16 protein-coding genes are annotated in these 15,716 nt (G+C 65.1%); 7 read left to right on the top strand and 9 right to left on the bottom strand.

Annotated features, from left to right (window positions below):
• The coding region (locus tag VGV07_RS09765; protein ID WP_326868491.1) for a hypothetical protein at nucleotides 1-705 on the bottom strand (705 nt) is incomplete at its 3' end.
• Nucleotides 706-947: 242 nt separating this feature from the next.
• Between VGV07_RS09765 and VGV07_RS09760 the strand changes: the two genes are divergently transcribed.
• Nucleotides 948-1,760, top strand: coding sequence for a thermonuclease family protein (locus tag VGV07_RS09760; RefSeq protein ID WP_326868490.1), 813 nt, complete (start codon nucleotides 948-950; stop codon nucleotides 1,758-1,760).
• Nucleotides 1,757-3,223: a M48 family metalloprotease gene (locus VGV07_RS09755; protein ID WP_326868489.1), complete on the top strand. Its 1,467-nt coding sequence runs from the start codon at nucleotides 1,757-1,759 to the stop codon at nucleotides 3,221-3,223. The genes VGV07_RS09760 and VGV07_RS09755 overlap by 4 nt, the downstream gene beginning before the upstream one ends.
• Before the next feature lie 224 nt (nucleotides 3,224-3,447).
• On the opposite strand, the gene VGV07_RS09750 is transcribed toward VGV07_RS09755, so the two are convergent.
• A complete protein-coding gene (locus tag VGV07_RS09750) occupies nucleotides 3,448-3,855 on the bottom strand; it encodes a DUF2177 family protein (RefSeq protein ID WP_326868488.1) in 408 nt (135 codons plus the stop codon).
• A gap of 142 nt (nucleotides 3,856-3,997) precedes the next feature.
• On the opposite strand from VGV07_RS09750, the gene VGV07_RS09745 reads away from it, so the two are divergent.
• The 3 genes from VGV07_RS09745 to VGV07_RS09735 are packed head-to-tail and all read left to right on the top strand — an operon-like array spanning nucleotide 3,998 to nucleotide 6,914.
• Nucleotides 3,998-5,344 (top strand): NAD(P)/FAD-dependent oxidoreductase, encoded by a 1,347-nt coding sequence (locus tag VGV07_RS09745; RefSeq protein WP_326868487.1) that lies wholly within the window; start codon nucleotides 3,998-4,000, stop codon nucleotides 5,342-5,344.
• On the top strand, nucleotides 5,341-6,135 hold the full coding sequence (locus VGV07_RS09740) for a DUF1365 domain-containing protein (RefSeq protein WP_326868486.1): 795 nt from the start codon (nucleotides 5,341-5,343) through the stop codon (nucleotides 6,133-6,135). Before VGV07_RS09745 ends, VGV07_RS09740 begins: the two co-directional genes overlap by 4 nt.
• On the top strand, nucleotides 6,132-6,914 hold the full coding sequence (locus VGV07_RS09735) for a DUF1295 domain-containing protein (protein ID WP_326868485.1): 783 nt from the start codon (nucleotides 6,132-6,134) through the stop codon (nucleotides 6,912-6,914). The genes VGV07_RS09740 and VGV07_RS09735 overlap by 4 nt, the downstream gene beginning before the upstream one ends.
• A gap of 7 nt (nucleotides 6,915-6,921) precedes the next feature.
• On the opposite strand, the gene VGV07_RS09730 is transcribed toward VGV07_RS09735, so the two are convergent.
• From VGV07_RS09730 to VGV07_RS09710, 5 genes are all read right to left on the bottom strand, one after another.
• Nucleotides 6,922-7,332 carry an NUDIX domain-containing protein gene (locus VGV07_RS09730; RefSeq protein ID WP_326868484.1) on the bottom strand — a complete coding sequence of 137 codons (411 nt, stop codon included), beginning with the start codon at nucleotides 7,330-7,332 and terminating at the stop codon, nucleotides 6,922-6,924.
• Between the two features lie 70 nt (nucleotides 7,333-7,402).
• Nucleotides 7,403-7,963: a CarD family transcriptional regulator gene (locus tag VGV07_RS09725; RefSeq protein WP_326868483.1), complete on the bottom strand. Its 561-nt coding sequence runs from the start codon at nucleotides 7,961-7,963 to the stop codon at nucleotides 7,403-7,405.
• 320 nt (nucleotides 7,964-8,283) lie between these two features.
• Complete coding sequence (gene fdxA, locus VGV07_RS09720) at nucleotides 8,284-8,622, bottom strand: ferredoxin FdxA (protein ID WP_326868482.1); 339 nt, start codon at nucleotides 8,620-8,622, stop codon at nucleotides 8,284-8,286.
• Nucleotides 8,623-8,766: 144 nt separating this feature from the next.
• Nucleotides 8,767-9,141, bottom strand: coding sequence for an RNA-binding S4 domain-containing protein (locus VGV07_RS09715; RefSeq protein ID WP_326868481.1), 375 nt, complete (start codon nucleotides 9,139-9,141; stop codon nucleotides 8,767-8,769).
• A 6-nt stretch (nucleotides 9,142-9,147) separates the two neighbouring features.
• On the bottom strand, nucleotides 9,148-12,294 hold the full coding sequence (locus VGV07_RS09710) for a helicase-related protein (protein WP_326868480.1): 3,147 nt from the start codon (nucleotides 12,292-12,294) through the stop codon (nucleotides 9,148-9,150).
• A gap of 547 nt (nucleotides 12,295-12,841) precedes the next feature.
• Here VGV07_RS09710 and VGV07_RS09705 point away from each other — a divergent pair.
• Nucleotides 12,842-13,924, top strand: a complete 1,083-nt coding sequence (locus VGV07_RS09705) for a flavodoxin family protein (protein WP_326868479.1) — start codon at nucleotides 12,842-12,844, stop codon at nucleotides 13,922-13,924.
• A gap of 142 nt (nucleotides 13,925-14,066) precedes the next feature.
• Here VGV07_RS09705 and VGV07_RS09700 read toward each other — a convergent pair whose 3' ends face one another.
• The gene (locus tag VGV07_RS09700; protein ID WP_326868478.1) at nucleotides 14,067-14,471 is read right to left on the bottom strand and encodes a hypothetical protein; all 405 of its coding nucleotides are present in this window, start codon (nucleotides 14,469-14,471) and stop codon (nucleotides 14,067-14,069) included.
• A 108-nt stretch (nucleotides 14,472-14,579) separates the two neighbouring features.
• The gene (locus tag VGV07_RS09695) at nucleotides 14,580-15,347 is read right to left on the bottom strand and encodes a DUF3108 domain-containing protein (protein WP_326868477.1); all 768 of its coding nucleotides are present in this window, start codon (nucleotides 15,345-15,347) and stop codon (nucleotides 14,580-14,582) included.
• Nucleotides 15,348-15,610: 263 nt separating this feature from the next.
• Here VGV07_RS09695 and rpmB point away from each other — a divergent pair.
• The coding region (gene rpmB, locus VGV07_RS09690; protein WP_326868492.1) for a 50S ribosomal protein L28 at nucleotides 15,611-15,716 on the top strand (106 nt) is incomplete at its 3' end.

The raw sequence follows: 15,716 nt of genomic DNA, 5'->3' as shown, positions 1-15,716 counted from the left end.
GTGGCGCCAGTCGGGCCACGCCGCCATCGAATGCACACGCCGGGTGTGGCGGCCTTCTTCGCCGAAGGGCGCCACTTCCCATTTCCAGCGCAGCCCGCTGCGCGGTACCGGCCGGCCATGCAGCAGGTCGGCATTGTCGAGGATCACGCCGTGGCGGTTGAACACCCGGTAATCGAGGTCGGTGATCAGCGTCGCCGGGCAGGGCAGCGTGGCGAGCCGGTCGAGGTGGCCGTCGACCACCTGGCGCTCCGCGCCGGGCGCGGCACGCGCCAACTGGCTGACGAGGCTCAGCGAGATCACCCAGTCGAGATCGGCGATCGTCTCGAGAAAATCCAGCGCGTCGGGGTTCGTCCTGGTCGACAGATCGCGCCAGTGGCGCTCGACATTGGCGTAGCGGTCCACCCGCGGGGCGATGGTCGACAGGTGGATACGATCGACGAGGATCACCCGTTTGAAGGTGCGGGCGAGCGACTCTACCGGCAGGTCGAACAGCGGCCCGGAGCCGAGCACCACCACGGTGCGGCGAGCGCCGAGATCGTCGATGGTGGTGTCGATCAGGCCACGCGAATTGGCGAGGTGCGGGGCCCAGGCGCGGGTCTGGCGCTGACCACGGGCCCACAGGCCGACTGCTTCACCCAGAAACGGCCGGAACGCCGGAGGCGTCGGGCGATAGCTCGCAGCATAGACAAAGAGTTCGGCGAGCATCGGTCAGCGGTCCGGCAGCAGAATCGCCGTGATCCTAGTGCACGTCGTCGTTTCAATGAAACCGTGCCGCGCTCCAGGTCATTGCATCGGAGCAAGTCCGAGGAGGAAAGTCTGCTGCTTTTTCTGACGACGCCGCGCACGCGACGTGGCCAAGCTGCAACATTCGTCGTGGCGTTGCCGCGAGATAGAAGAATTTCGCCGCAATTTCGTGCAGTTTGCGTTGCTGTCGGATGGGGCCAAGTTTGCTTGCTTTCAATGTGCTCAGATTGGCTGCGGTCGCGGTGTTTGTCGCCATGCCGTTGAGCGCCCTTGCCATGGGCTGTGACGGGCTGGTCGATGGCCCGAAGGGCACAGTCATGTCGGTCACCGATGGCGATACCGTGGTGCTCGATACCGGTGTCGTGGTGCGCCTGATCGGCACCCAGGCGCCGAAACTGCCGCTCGGTCGCGAGGATTTCGAAACCTGGCCGAAAGCCGAGGAGTCGCGTGTGGCGCTGGAACAGCTGGCGCTCGGCAAGCGGGTCGCCGTGCGCCATGGCGGCGAGCAGGTGGATCGGCATGGCCGGACGCTCGGACAGCTGTTCGTCGAGGGCACGCCGGAGCTCTGGGTGCAGCAGCGGATGGTGGCCGACGGCTGGGCGCGGGTCTATTCGTTCCCCGACAATCGTGCATGTCTGCCACAGTTGCTGGCCGCCGAGGGCTCGGCCCGGCTGATGAAGCTTGGCATCTGGGCCGACCCATACTATCTCGTGCGGCGGGCGGACCGGCCGGCTGAACTGGCCGGGCGCCTGGGTCACTACGAGCTGGTGGAGGGTCGGGTGCTTCTCGCCGACGAGGCGCAGGGGCGCATCTACCTGAATTTTGGCCGATCGTGGAAAGAGGACTTCACCGCCGTGATCGAACGGTCGGCGGTCCAGCTGTTTTCACGTGCCGGTCTCGACCCCCTCAGGCTCGAGGGTGCCCTCGTCAGGATCAGAGGCTGGGTGGATGAGGTCGATGGCCCGCGCGTCGAAATCACCCATCCAGAGCAGATAGAGGTTCTCCTCGCTCCATGAAGTCGCGTTCGATGATCACGGCGCTCGGCGCCCCGCTCGCAGTGGCGCTCCTTGCGGTGCTTGCTGCCTGCTCGAGCCTGCCCGGCGTGACGACGACGCGCACCGAGGGGCAGAACGCGCCGATCGTTGCTTCCGACGATCCCGAGGAAGACGCGATCGGGGCACGCGAGCACCCGCGGATCGTCGCCTCCTATGGTGGCATCTATTCCGACCGCCAGGCCGAGATCATGATTGCGCGGATCGTCGGCCGGTTGCTGGCGGCGGCCGACCAACCGAACCAGAAGTTCACCGTCACCATTCTCGATACCGCCGAGGTCAACGCCTTCGCGCTGCCGGGCGGCTATGTCTACGTCACCCGCGGCATCCTGGCGCTCGCGTCTGATACCTCGGAGATAGCGGCGGTACTGGCGCACGAGATCGCCCACGTGACGCTGAAGCACGCCCGTGCCCGCACCAACCGGGTGCGCACCAACGAGATCGTCGACAAGGTGGTGACCGGGGTGTTCGGCGCCGACACCGCGACCGACCAGGCTTCGAACCGCTCGAAGATGTCGCTGGCGGCGTTCAGCCAGCAGCAGGAGCTGGCCGCCGACAAGGAAGGCATCCTCACCTCCGGTCGCGCTGGCTATGATCCGCATGCGGCAGCGCGCTTCCTCGGCGCCATGGGCCGGTTCGCGCATTTTTCGGCCGGCGACGCCGACCAGGAAGACGACTTCCTCTCCTCGCACCCCTCGACCCCCGATCGGATCCAGAAGGCGATCGAGACGGCGCGCGCCTTCTTCGGCGCTCCCGGCCTCGGCGAGACGGCCCGCGACGGCTACATGGCCGGCATCGATGGCCTCGCCTTCGGCGACAGCCCGGCGCAGGGCGCGGTGGTGGGGCGCCGCTACATCAACCCGACGCTGAAATTCACCTTCGAGGTCCCTTCCAACTATACGTTGCAGATCTCGAAGGGCGCCGTCGTCGGGGTTGCCGGCGAAGGTGAGGCGGTGCGTTTCGACAGCGCCGAAGTGCCGGCGACGATGGGGCTCGAGGACTACCTGAAGTCTGGCTGGATTGCCGGACTGCAGCCCGCGACGGTGAAGCGCGAGAGCGCCAACGGCTTCGAAATGGCGACCGGCGTCGCCGTCACCCCGCAGTGGAATTTCCGCGTCGCGGTGGTGCGCCACGATGGGCGGGTCTACCGCTTCATCTTTGCCGCCAAGTTCGACAGCCCGGCGTTCACCAAAGCCGCCGAAGCGACGCTGAAGAGCTTCCGCGCCGCCGCAGCCAAGGATCTGGCGCTGGTCAAGAAGCTGGTGGTGCGCACCGTCACGGCCGGCAGTGTCGACACGGCGGACTCGCTGGCGCGCCGGATGAGCGGGCTCAGCCGCGGCACCGACCTGTTCTACATCCTCAACAACCTCTACCCGGGCGACACGCTGGTGGCGGGGCAGAAGTACAAGATCGTCACGGTCGAGTAAGCGACAGGTCGCACTGGTCGAGGGCTCGGCTGTGGTCCTGACTTACCATCAACCACCGGCTGTCATCCCAGCGAAAGCTGGGACCCAACTCGCAGCCTGCGCAGGTGGATAATTGGGTCCCAGCTTTCGCTGGGATGACACCGAGTTTGGGGCGTTTGCGGTGGTACGCACAACCGACTTAATTCGATGACGCCGCCGGTCTTTCGGTCCATCTGCGAACCACCTCACCCCGGCACCAGCCAGCGCACCGCCCAGTAACCGCCCAGCGCGGTGACGCCTGTGAGCACCATGCCCCAGGCCACGTCGATCAGGCTGAGGCTGAGCGGCCAGTTGCGCAGCGTCGAGAGGTTGGTGAAGTCGTAGGTGCCGTAGGCGACAAGGCCGAGCAGGGCGCCGTACCCCAGCGCGGTCAGCCAGCTGCGCGCTTCGAGCGCGGGCAGGATGGCGAAGACCAGCACTCCGACGAGGTAGAGCAGGTAGAACACCCCGGCCACCGCGAGGTTGGGGCGCTCGGCGAGGAGATCGCCGAGTTGCGGCTGGTAGATGCGGGGTACCATGGTGGTGAGCCAGATCGCATCGAGCGCCAGCATAGTGATGGCGGCTCCGGCATAGGCGACGACGAAGGGCGGCATGCTGCAGTCTCCGGAAGCTGAGCTGTAAGCAACGGGTGTGAGCACCCAACTGTTTCGTCTGCCAGAGTTTTTTTGCTGCGCCTGAAACAATTCGCACCTGCGACCCGTAGTTCCTCCCATCGGCAGCGGATGGGAAATTCAGGTGCGGCATCTCCACCAAGACCAGGCACGGGCGTCCGGACGACGCATCGCAATCATCGGCGCGGGTATCGCCGGGCTATCGGCAGCCTGGCTGCTGAGCCGGCGGCACGAGGTGGTGCTGTATGAAGCCAATAGCTGGCTCGGTGGGCACGCCAACACCGTCGATGTGGAGTGCCCGGAAGGACCGGTCGCGGTCGACACCGGCTTCATCGTCTACAATCCCGGCAACTACCCGAATTTCACCGCGCTGCTCGAGCACCTGCAGGTGGCCAGCGTCGATTCCGACATGTCGCTCGGGGTGTCGGTGGGCGATGGGCGCGTGGAATATTCCAGCCGGCCGTTCGGACTGTTCGGGCAGAAGCGCAACCTGTTGAACCCGCGTTTCTGGCGGATGATCGCCGATATCGTGAAGTTCTACGAGGTGACGCGCGGGCTCGACGAGCGCACCATGGAGGCAATTTCGCTCGGTGAGTTCCTCGATAGCGGCGGCTGGTCGCAGGCACTGATCGAGGAGCATGTATTGCCGATGTGCGCGGCGATCTGGTCGACCACCTCGGAGCAGATGCGGCACTATCCGATGCGCTCGTTCCTGCGCTTCTTTACCAGCCATGGCCTGCTGCAGGTCACCAATCGACCGCAATGGCGCACCGTGCTGGGCGGCAGCCGCAGCTATGTCGAAGCCTTGCTGGCCGATATCGGCACCGCCATGCAGCGCCGCCCCGGGGCGACGCGAGTCAGCCGGCAAGCCGGCCTTGTCATCGTCGATGATGCAGCGGGCGGCCGGGAAGTCTTCACCGATGTGGTGATCGGCGCCCATGCCGACCAGGCGCTGGGGCTGCTCGAGGACGCCTCGGCCGACGAGCAGGCCGTGCTCGGCGCTTTTCGCTACACTCCCAATGTCGCAGTGCTGCACGACGACCCCACGCTGATGCCGCGGCGGCGCTCGGTCTGGGCCAGCTGGAACTATATCGGCACTGACGACGCAGCATCCGACCGGCCGCTCTGCGTCAGCTACTGGATGAATCACCTCCAATCGCTGCGCACCCGCCGACAGCTGTTCCTGACGCTGAACCCGTCGCGGCAGCCGCGGCCCGAGAGCGTCGTCCGCAGTTTCGAATACACCCACCCGCTTTTCGATCACGCGGCGCTTGCAGCGCAGGATCAGCTGTGGCGGTTGCAGGGGGTGCGCAACACCTGGTTCTGCGGCAGCTATTTCGGCTACGGTTTTCACGAAGACGCACTGCAGTCGGGGCTGGCGGTGGCCGATCAGTTCGGCATCAGTCCGCCCTGGGCAGCGCAGCGCGGCCGCATTGCGGTGCCGCCGGCGGTGCTGGAAACGGCCTTATGAGGTCGGCGCTGTATCGGGGCGAGGTCGCCCATACCCGGCTCCGGCCGAAGCGCCACAGCCTTGGTTACAAAGTGTTCTGCCTGCTGCTCGACCTCGATGAGCTCGATGAGCTTGCCGGTCGGTTTGCGCTGCTTGGCATCGAGCGCGGCGGCCTGTTCAGCTTTCGGCAAGCCGACCATGGCGATGGGCGGCGACCGCTCAAGGCGTGGGCCGCCGAACGGCTGACGGAGGCCGGCATCCGCTATGATGGCGGGCGGATCGAGCTGCTGTGCTATCCCCGGCTGCTCGGTTTCGTCTTCAACCCATTGAGCGTCTACTTCTGCCATCGGCAGGACGGGCGGCTCGCCGGTATTCTCTACGAGGTGCACAACACCCATGGTGAGCGCCACACCTATGCACTTCCGGCCCGTGGTGAAGAGCGGGTGGTGCGACATGCGGCGAAGAAGCAGTTCTTCGTTTCGCCGTTCATGCCGATGGATTGCACTTATCGTTTCCGCATCTCCACACCCAAGGAGCGTGTCGGCGTCTCGATCCTCGAGGACGATGCCGAGGGGCTGCTGCTCACCGCCAGCTTCAATGGGCGGCGCGAGGAGCTGTCGAACCGGGCGCTGTGGCGGGCCTTTGCCGGCTATCCGCTGATGACGCTCAAGGTGGTCGCCGGCATCCACTGGGAAGCACTGAAGCTCATCGCCAAGGGCGTGCCGTTCTTTCACTGGTCGCCGGCGCGGCAACGCATCGCCTCGGGGACGGTGGCGGTCTCCGACCGGCGCGTGCCGGAGCAGGTCGAATGATCAGCGGCACCGCGGTCGGTATCGCGGCGGTGTTGCTGTCATTGGTGATGGCGCTGGCCTGGTGGGTGGTGATCAGCTCGGGCCGGTCCGGCTGGGCCGATACCTTCTGGAGCTATGGTACCGGCCTGGTTGGCGTCATTGCCGTCTGGTGGGCGGAGGGCGGCGCGCCGGCCGGACGGGGGTTGCTGGTGATGGCGCTCCTGGCGCTCTGGGCATTGCGGCTCGGCACCCATATCGCGCGCCGTACGCTCAGCGGCGGCGACGATCCGCGCTACGCGGAACTGCGCCGCGGTTGGGGCGAGCGCTATCGCAGCCAGCTGTTCTTGTTTCTTCAGATCCAGGCCGCGGCATCGTTGGTGCTCGTGGTTGCCGTGCTGGCGGCGGCGGGCAATCCCGCCCCGCTTGGCCTAGGCGATATGCTTGGTGTCGCCATCGCGCTGCTCGCCATCGCTGGCGAGGCGGTCAGCGATGCGCAGCTCAGGGCCTTCAAGGCCAATCGGGCCAATGCAGAGGGCGTTTGCGACGTCGGGCTCTGGTCGCTCAGCCGGCACCCGAACTACTTCTTCGAATGGCTGTATTGGTTGGCTTACCCCGCCATCGGCATCGGCCTTGCATACCCCTGGGGCTGGCTGACGCTGCTGGCGCCGGCGATGATGTACTGGCTGCTGGTGCATGTCTCGGGCATCCCGCTGCTCGAAGCGCACATGCTGCGCTCGCGCGGCGACCGCTTCGGTGCCTATCAGCAGCGCGTCCGGGCGTTCTGGCCGGTTCCGAAGTAAAGGCGGCTCAGCGGGCGCGGCGATAGGCCGGCAGGATATGGTCGCGCGACAGGACGGCGAGTTCGATCGGACCGGGGTCCTGCGGGTCGATCCAGCGCACTTCCTCGATCTCGGCCTCAGGTGACGGGTGTGACCGGATGTTGAGCCAGAAGGCCTCCGCAACCACGGTGGCGCCGGCTTCATGCGCCGCCGGCGCCGAGAACACGCCCAGATAGTGTGCGACTGCCGGGTCGATCGTGAGGCCCAACTCCTCGCGCACTTCACGCCGCAGCGCTTCGAGCGGCGCTTCGCCGGGTTCGATCTTGCCGCCTGGCTGCATGAAGATGGCGGTGCCGCGCTTGCGTACCAGCAGCACGCGGCCGTCGAGATCTGCGAGGACAGCGGCGGCAATCCGGATGGTGCGGGGGTGCGTGGTCATGGGGTTGGATCAGTAGAAACAGAAAGGGCCGGTCTTTCGACCGGCCCTGATGCTGTTGCGTCGCGTAAGCTTACGCAGCTTCCTCGGCGTCGGCTGCATCGGCCTTCGGACCACGGCGCGGCGACTTGGCGAGGTTCTTTTCGATCAGCTGCACGGCCTCGGTGAGGGTCAGCTTGTTGACGGCCGAAACCTCGCGGCTCATGCGGTCCATCGCCTGTTCGAACAGCTGGCGTTCCGAATAGGACTGCTCGGGCTGGTCGTCGGAGCGGAACAGGTCGCGCACCACTTCCGAAATGGCGATCAGGTCGCCGGAGTTGATCTTGGCTTCATATTCCTGGGCGCGGCGCGACCACATGGTGCGCTTGACGCGGGCGCGGCCGGTAACGGTGTCCAGCGCCTTCTTGACTTCGTCCTCTTCGGCGAGCTTGCGCATGCCGACGGATTTGATCTTGGCGACGGGCACGCGGAGGGTGAGCTTGTCCTGCTCGAACGAGATGACGAACAGCTCGAGGGTCAGCCCCGCAACTTCCTGTTCCTCGATCGAGGTGATGAGACCGACGCCGTGCGCCGGATAGACGATGTACTCGCCCGTCTTGAATCCAAGCCGCTGCTGAGGCTTCTTGGTGACCATAAAGGATACTCCTATTAACGCCGCCGCCGGACAGCTCTTCGCGGAGAGGCCGTCCTGTTGTTGCTCGTTCGCCCGTTCGAACAGATAAGCAAAAACCCTTCACGCACTCTTCCGGTCCGCGCGACCGGATGACTGCGCCCCATAATTGCTGGTGTCAAAAAAAAGGGTGCCTAGTGGCACGCATTGGATGACGGGCAAGCTCCATTCGTTCGAGGAGCATAGCACAAAATTTCAGCAAAATCAAAAGTTGCGAATCAAGCCCGCCGGAAGCCGCTCAGCTTCCGGTCGCATCCCGTACATCAGCAGGGTCAGTGGGCGGTTCAGTCGCCCTCGCCGGGGGCTTCGGAGAAGTACTTCTCGTACTTGCCTTCGACGCCATCCCATTCCTTGGCATCGGCCGGAGCGTCGCGCTTCTCGGTAATGTTGGGCCAGGCGGAGGCGTATTTGCTGTTGATCTCCAGCCACTTGTCGAGGCCGCCCTCGGTGTCGGGCTTGATCGCCTCGGCCGGGCACTCGGGCTCGCAAACGCCGCAGTCAATGCACTCGTCGGGGTGGATGACGAGCATATTCTCGCCTTCATAGAAGCAGTCGACGGGACAAACCTCGACGCAGTCCATGTACTTGCACTTAATGCAGTTGTCCGTGACGATATAGGTCATATTGCGCGAGCGTTCCTGCTCAAGTTTGTCGGGCCGCTGGGTCTTTCAGCCGGACGCACGCAGCAAGCCGTGCGCCTTGGGCCGTGCTAGCCCTTTTTGTCCGACGCTGCAAGGGACTGGGCGGTCAGGCTTTCGGCGCATCCCTCAGTCTTCGTCGCCAAGCAGCCGGTCGGTGTCGCGGCGTTGCTTCTTGGTCGGACGGCCGGCGCCCGGCTCGCGTTCGGCGTGGATAGGCGGAAACGCCTCGCGGGGCACCGGGGGCGGCGAGAGGTCCTCGTAGAGCAGGGCGGCTTCGGGGGCGGGGCCGCGGCGGCTGCCGGGGTCGAGGATGCGCCAGACCAACAGGCGCGTGTGCACCGTCATGGTGAGGACGTCGCCCGGCCCGACCTTGTGGTCGGACCGGTCAGTGCGTTCGGAGTTCACCCTGACGGCGCCGGTTTCGATCAGCTTCTGCGCCAGGGTGCGCGATTTCACCGCACGCGAGAAAAACAGCCACCTGTCGAGCCGCTGCTTCTCCAAGCGCCATTATTCCGATTTGGGGTTCCGGAGCGCGGCGAGCGCCGCCCAGGGCGAATTCGGATCGAGCACGGCCGGCTTCCGATCCTCGCGCGGACGGTGTTCCTTCCAGTCCTCGCGCGGCTTGTCGAAGCGCTTGCCGCCGGGCTTGCCACCCTTGTTCTCGAACGGTTTGCCACCGCCATTGCCGTTGCCGGCCCCTGGGCGCTGGCCGTCGCGACGGCCCTCGAAGCGCGGGCGGTTCGGTTTGCCGTCGCCCTTGTCGCCGCCGGCGGGGCGGTCGGGGCGTCGGAAGTTGCGCTGCGGGCGCTCGGACTTTTCGGCTTCGGCCGCGCCCTCGGCGGCGTCGGCGCGCTGACCGCGATTGCGGTTGCCGCCGTGGCGAGGGTTGTCGGGGCGACGGCCCGCCGGGAACCAGATCTCGTCGAACTCGGGCTCGGCAGGCTTGGTGTCCTCTGTCGGAGCTGGGGCGCCGAGATCGGTGGTTGCGGTCTCGACGGCGGCGACTTCAGTCTCGGCGACCACCGCGACGGCCGGCACCACGCCTTCGACGGCGTCAGCGGCTGCGGCGTTCACTTCGGCATCAGCAACGTCGGCAGCCACCGCTTCGGCGGCACCGGCAACAACGGTATCGGCCGTCGTCGTCTCGGTCGCCTCGATGGTTTCGGTCGTTTCGACGGTCTCTGTCGTCGTGGTGGTCTCGGCCACCGGCGCTGCTGCAACCTTGGGGGTGCGGCGGACGCGATAGCCGAGCGAGTTGAGGATCGAAGCGAAGTCTTCGCCGGCGGTGCCGAGCAGCGAGGTCATCTCGACGGTGACGCGGAAGCCGTTGCCCTCGGCGGCGCCCGGCGGCAGCTCGCCCTGGTGGGTCACCGGGTTCAGCGCGATGAGCGGGCGGATGATGTCGGCGAGGCGCTCGAGGATATCGACGCGCACCGCGCGGCGGCCGGCAACCTTGAAGCCCGCGAGCTCATAGAGCTTCACGTTGACTTCAGGGTCGATGAGGAACGAGGTGCGGCCCGACAGCACGATCTGCGGCAGTTCGGCGACGCCCGGCTGGCGCACCCCGCCATGCTTCAGCGCATAAAGGATCAGCGCCAGCTCGCGCGGCGCCGGCTTCAGGCTCTGCGGCACATAGATGTGGTAGGCGCCGAACTTGACGCCGAGCTTGCGCAGCTTGCCGCGCACATCCTGGTCGAGGCCCTTGACCTCTTCGGCCACGGCGCCGCGCGGCAGGATGCCGAGGTTTTCGTACAATCGGTAGGCGACGCCGCGGGCGGCGCCCTCGAGATCGGCCGGAGCCTCGAGCGACAACACGCTTTCGAGCTGGGTGTTGATGAGGTGGCGAAGCCAAAGGTTCAGCCGGTCCTGCACGCGCTCGAGATCGGGGCCGGTGAGGCTCTCGTCGGCCAGGATGATGAGGCGCGGGGTGAACAGCTGTTCGCCCTCGATCAAGTTGGCGATGACCTCGCCGCGCCAACGCACATAGCCGTCGGTCGACAGCACCAGCTCTTCGTTGGGGGCGCCAGCGACGCGTTCGGCGCGTTTGGCGATCTCCGGCGCTACGACCTGCGCCGCAGCTGTCGCCACGCCTTTGGCATCGCCACCTTCCGACCGGGCCAAAGTAAAGCGGAAGCCCTCGATGGAACCAATCAGGTGGCCTTCGAGGCTCACTTCACCGCGGTCGTTAATTTCAGGCGATACCATATGCTTGTCTCTCAGGTGGCGCATGAGCACCGAGGTGCGACGATCGACGAAACGTTGAGTGAGACGCTCATGCAGGGCGTCGCTCAGTCGATCTTCAATGTCCCGGGTCTTTTCGCGCCAATATGCGGGGTCTTCAAGCCAGTTCTTGCGGTTGGCGACAAAGGTCCATGTCCGGATCTGCTTGATCCGATTGGAAAGCGTATCGATGTCACCTGTCACATTGTCGCAGAACCGCACCTGCTCGGCAATCCAGTCGGCGTCGACATGGCGGTGGCGGGTGAGATCGAGATAGATGCGGGTGATGATCTCGCCGTGCTGGGCGGGCGAGATATCGCGGTAGTCGGGGATGCCGCAGCATTCCCATAGCAAGCGCACCGCCGCCTCGCCGTTTGCCGCGGCGCCGGCCTCGTTGCGGGCAACGAACTCCAGCGCATGCTGGTCGGTGGCGATGGGAACGCGCGTCAGGCCCGTGAGTTTGGGCGTCTGGTCGAGGCTTGCCCTCAGATCCTCGATCGAAGCGAAATCCAGCTCGGCGTTGCGCCATTGCACCACTCGCACCGGCTCGAAGTCGTGGGTTTCGAGCCGCTTGACCAATTCGTCGTCGAAATCGGGAGCATGGCCGGTGACCCCGAAGCTGCCATTGTGCATGTGGCGGCCGGCCCGTCCGGCAATCTGGCCAAACTCGGCGGGGGTCAGCTGCCGGTTCTGGTGGCCGTCGAACTTGTGATCGTCGGCAAAGGCGACATGGTGCACGTCGAGGTTGAGGCCCATGCCGATGGCGTCGGTGGCGACGAGGAAATCGACATCGCCGTTCTGGTACATGTCGACCTGGGCATTGCGGGTGCGCGGGCTGAGCGCTCCCATCACCACTGCGGCGCCGCCGCGCTCACGCCGGATCAGCTCGGCAATGGCGTAGACCTGGCTGGCCGAAAACGCGACGATGGCCGAACGCTTGGGCTGGCGCGAGATTTTCTTACTGCCGGCATAGAGCAGTTCGGAAAAGCGCGGGCGCTGGATGATCTCGGCGTCGGGCAGCAGCGCGCGGATCAGCGGCGTCATGGTGGCTGCGCCGAGCAGCAGGGTTTCGCTGATGCCACGCGCATGCAGCAGGCGGTTGGTGAAGACGTGCCCTCGGTCGAAATCGGTCGCCACCTGGATTTCATCGATGGCGATGCACTCGACCGGCACATCGAGCGGCATGGCTTCGACCGTGCAGACCCAGTAGCGCGGTTTGGCGGGAACGATCCGCTCTTCGCCGGTGACCAGCGCCACGTGCTGGGCGCCGATCCGGTCGACCACCTTGTGGTAGACCTCGCGGGCCAGAAGTCGCAGTGGCAGGCCGATCATCCCCGAGCGGTGCGCGAGCATCCGTTCGATGGCGAAGAAGGTCTTGCCGGTGTTGGTGGGCCCAAGGATCGCCTTGAGCGAGGAGGCGGAAGCGGGAGTCATCGCGCCCTATTTAGGTGATCGAAAGCCAACAAACGAGTGTCTCGTCGCGGAACAAAAGTGCGACTTCGCCTGTGTCGGCATTAACCAATGGTACGAACAGAGAACAAACAGGAAAGGAATCGGTTGCGACTCGGAAATCTGCGTTTGTTCACTACAGCATATGGTGGGTGGTTTGGCTCGCGACCCGCTAGCGTCGCGGCTTTCCTGTGACATTGGGCATAATCCCCGGATATCCCGTTCAGGAAGGTTGCCGGGAGGTTAATTTCGGTCAGTTTTGCCCTCGAATCGGCCAACGGTAAACGAGGCGTAAAGTGCTGAGCTGCAAAGATTTTTATCGGCTTCATGGCTGGGCTGCCTGAACAAGGGCTGCTCACGCGGGCGCGTTGGCAAAATAGCCGTTGACCGTCCCGGAATGACACGCGGATTTTAGTAACGATGCGTTAACCATGATTTCCGCGACCGGTGGGTTTCGGGGAGATCGGACGTGAACGTCGAGGAGGGGAACCGCGGGCGCGCAGGCTGCTTGTTGCTCGAAAGAGGAGCCGACATGCCCCAACCATTCCCCACTCCCCGCAAACAGATGCCGCCGGTCGACCTGAGCCAAGCGGAGTTCCTCGAGCGCTACCGGCAGCAGTTTGTCGATCCCGCCTTCGATGCGGTGCGCAAGGAGATCGACAAGGTCGCCTCGATTGCCTGGGACGGCTACAGCAATGCCCGTAAAGCGCCGCACACCCGCAAAGCCGGACCCGGCTACGCCGATCCGGACTACGACCTGTCGGTGGATTGGATCGCGGCCAAGGCGGCGATCGACGATGCGCAGCGCGCCTACGAGGCCAAAGACCGGCCGCCGCGCCTGTTGTTCATCAATGCCTCGTCGCGCAGCGAGCATACCTGCCCGGGCGAAAGTTCGAAGAGCTGGCGCATGGTGAAGATGGCCGCCGACCTCGCCGAGGCTGACGGAGCGGACGTCGAGATCCTCGATCTGTCACGGCTTGCTTCGGAATACGGTCGCAACATCCATCCGTGCAAGGCGTGCTTTTCGACCGCGGCGCCGCTCTGCCATTGGCCCTGCTCCTGCTACCCGAACCATTCGCTGGGCCAGGTGCAGGATTGGATGAATGAGATCTACCCGATGTGGGTGAAAGCAGACGGCATCTTCATCGTCTCGCCGGTCAACTGGTACCAGGTGAGTTCACCGCTGAAGCTGATGATGGACCGCCTGGTGTGCGCCGATGGCGGTAACCCCGACCCGACCCTCACGCATGGCAAGGATGCCGAGACAGCAAAGGCGATCGAACTCGATCACTGGGATTATCCCCGTCACCTGGCGGGACGGCTCTACGCGGTGGTGGCGCATGGCGACGTCGAGGGAGCGGAGAATGTGCGGCGGTCGATCTCGGACTGGCTGCGCTTCATGAAGCTGGAGCCGGCAGGACCGAAGGCGGAAGTCGATCGCTATGTCGGCTACTGGAAGCCCTATGCGATCAGCCACGACGAACTCGACGCCGATACCGGCATGCAGGGCGAGGTGCGGAACGCTGCCGCGACGTTGCTCGCAGCCGTCAAGCTGAAGCGGGCGGGCAAATGGGCAGCCGCGGGCGAGGACCTGCACGAGCCGCGGCAGAAGTAGCTTCCGCCGCCCGGCCGGCAGCCCCGCTTGGAGGCTTGCCGGCACGAGGGACCATGGGTCTGTTGCCCATGGTCCGGGGCGCGGAAGTCGGGAGGCTCAGCAAACGCTGACCTCGGGATCAGCAAACGCTGACCTCGGGCGTTTAGCACTCGGCGACGAGCGGGACCCAATTGGACTGGATGGGCGTGCCGGCGATGACGACGCGGTACTCGGCGTCGACCGGATTGTTGATCACGAGGTTCTGCGTGTAGCTGCCCATGACGATGCCGTTGGCGCCTTTCACCGTGGTGACTGAGTAGGGGCCGCCGACGGCGCCGCCCTTCTTCACCAGGAGAATGTTGATGGTGCCGGGCTTGTTGGTCTCGACCCAGGCTGTCAGCTTGCCGTTGCCAGGGCAAATATTGTTGGGCGGCGAGATGATGCCGAGCTGGACACTGGTGGGGACCAGCTTGGTCGGGCTGCCGGCTTTGAGATCGAAGGCGTTGGCGGCGCCGGCGAGCGCGACCGTTGCGGCGAGAGCGGCAATGCCGAGTTTCACGATGGTCATCAGTTCCTCCTTGGCGTGAGCCATTGGAGAACAGGATGCCGCCATGCGGTTGAACGCGTGGTGATAGAAGGGTTTAGCTGCCGTTCATCGCCGCGATCGGCGCCGGCGTTACTCCGAGATGTCGGTCAGCACCACCGAGAGATCGCCGGCTTCCGTGGTCACCAACGCGCGGTAGGGGATATAATAGCCCTGCGCCTTGAGGGGGGCATACCAGACGAGGATGCGTTCGTTCTTGGCGAGGTAGGTGGTGATCTCGTTATTGGTGTAGTGCCCGGAAATCGGGGTGTAGTGCATCGAGCACAGCACCAGCGGCCCCTGGTAGCCGGTGCGCTTACTCGTGGCGGTATCGTCCTTGACGTATTTGAGGCTCAGGTTGAAGCGCTCGACGCCGGTGAAGATCGGCATCTGCCGGTTGCAGAGCTGCTGGTCGAGAGCTGCGCCCTTCAGGACGAACGGGGCCAACATGTCGTTGGCGGTGGTCAGGTGTTTCCGCTCGATCGCCACGCGGTCGATATTGTTGACGATGGGCGGGGCGACCTTGAATGTATCGACGGTGCCGCCGGCATAGGTGACGGCCGAGGTGAAATCCTCGCCACCGGCGCGGGTGAGGATGTCGAACTTCTGCGAGCGCAAGCCCTTGTCGGTGGAGGTTCCGGTCGAGGTGGCCTTGGCGGTGCCGCTCGCCACCAGTTGCGCCAGCCCGGTGATCTTGGCGTCGAGCACCAGCGAATAGGCCGAGCCGTTATCGCTCAGGTTGATGCGGACATTGGCAATGTGGGTGCCGCCCATGGTCACCATGTACTCGGCGCGCGCCTTGATCTCGGCGGCTGCAGCGGGCAGGGCCAGCAGCGCCAGCCCCAGGGTGGTGGCGGCCATTCGCATCGTCTGGCGGAAACCGGCGTTCAACACGGGAACGGACCTCTGGCGGCATCGCCAAGGGCGACGCGGGCGTCACCAGGCAGCGAATCAGTAATTGCTGCCAAAATGCCGAGGCGGGCCCGGACTGGCAAGGGATTCAGCGTTCACAAGCTTGACGGGAGGGTCTCCGTTCTCTATGGGAGCGTCCGCAATCAAGAACAGACTCCAGCCCGTTGCGAGGGGATCGTCCCCCGCCGAGGGCCTTTTGACAGGATACTCCAATGGCTCGCCGCTGCGAACTCACCGGTAAGGGCGTGATGACCGGGAACAAGGTGAGCCATGCGCTCAACCGTACCCGTCGCCGCTTCCTCCCCAACCTCCTCAACG

Origin of the sequence: Devosia sp. (genome assembly GCF_035944845.1) — a bacterium.
Lineage (GTDB): Bacteria > Pseudomonadota > Alphaproteobacteria > Rhizobiales > Devosiaceae > Devosia_A.
The sequence above is the reverse complement of the archived record's forward strand: the minus strand, read 5'-3'. Positions and strand labels throughout refer to the sequence as shown.

Bases quoted from the DNA above. Each gene is read 5' to 3' on its own strand.
- VGV07_RS09740 (WP_326868486.1), top strand. From the start codon at position 5,341: ATGAGGTCGGCGCTGTATCGGGGCGAGGTCGCCCATACCCGGCTCCGG.
- VGV07_RS09730 (WP_326868484.1), bottom strand. From the start codon at position 7,332: ATGACCACGCACCCCCGCACCATCCGGATTGCCGCCGCTGTCCTCGCA.
- VGV07_RS09755 (WP_326868489.1), top strand. From the start codon at position 1,757: ATGAAGTCGCGTTCGATGATCACGGCGCTCGGCGCCCCGCTCGCAGTG.
- VGV07_RS09695 (WP_326868477.1), bottom strand. From the start codon at position 15,347: ATGGCCGCCACCACCCTGGGGCTGGCGCTGCTGGCCCTGCCCGCTGCA.
- VGV07_RS09725 (WP_326868483.1), bottom strand. From the start codon at position 7,963: ATGGTCACCAAGAAGCCTCAGCAGCGGCTTGGATTCAAGACGGGCGAG.
- VGV07_RS09735 (WP_326868485.1), top strand. From the start codon at position 6,132: ATGATCAGCGGCACCGCGGTCGGTATCGCGGCGGTGTTGCTGTCATTG.
- VGV07_RS09750 (WP_326868488.1), bottom strand. From the start codon at position 3,855: ATGCCGCCCTTCGTCGTCGCCTATGCCGGAGCCGCCATCACTATGCTG.
- VGV07_RS09710 (WP_326868480.1), bottom strand. From the start codon at position 12,294: ATGACTCCCGCTTCCGCCTCCTCGCTCAAGGCGATCCTTGGGCCCACC.
- VGV07_RS09705 (WP_326868479.1), top strand. From the start codon at position 12,842: ATGCCCCAACCATTCCCCACTCCCCGCAAACAGATGCCGCCGGTCGAC.
- fdxA (WP_326868482.1), bottom strand. From the start codon at position 8,622: ATGACCTATATCGTCACGGACAACTGCATTAAGTGCAAGTACATGGAC.
- VGV07_RS09700 (WP_326868478.1), bottom strand. From the start codon at position 14,471: ATGACCATCGTGAAACTCGGCATTGCCGCTCTCGCCGCAACGGTCGCG.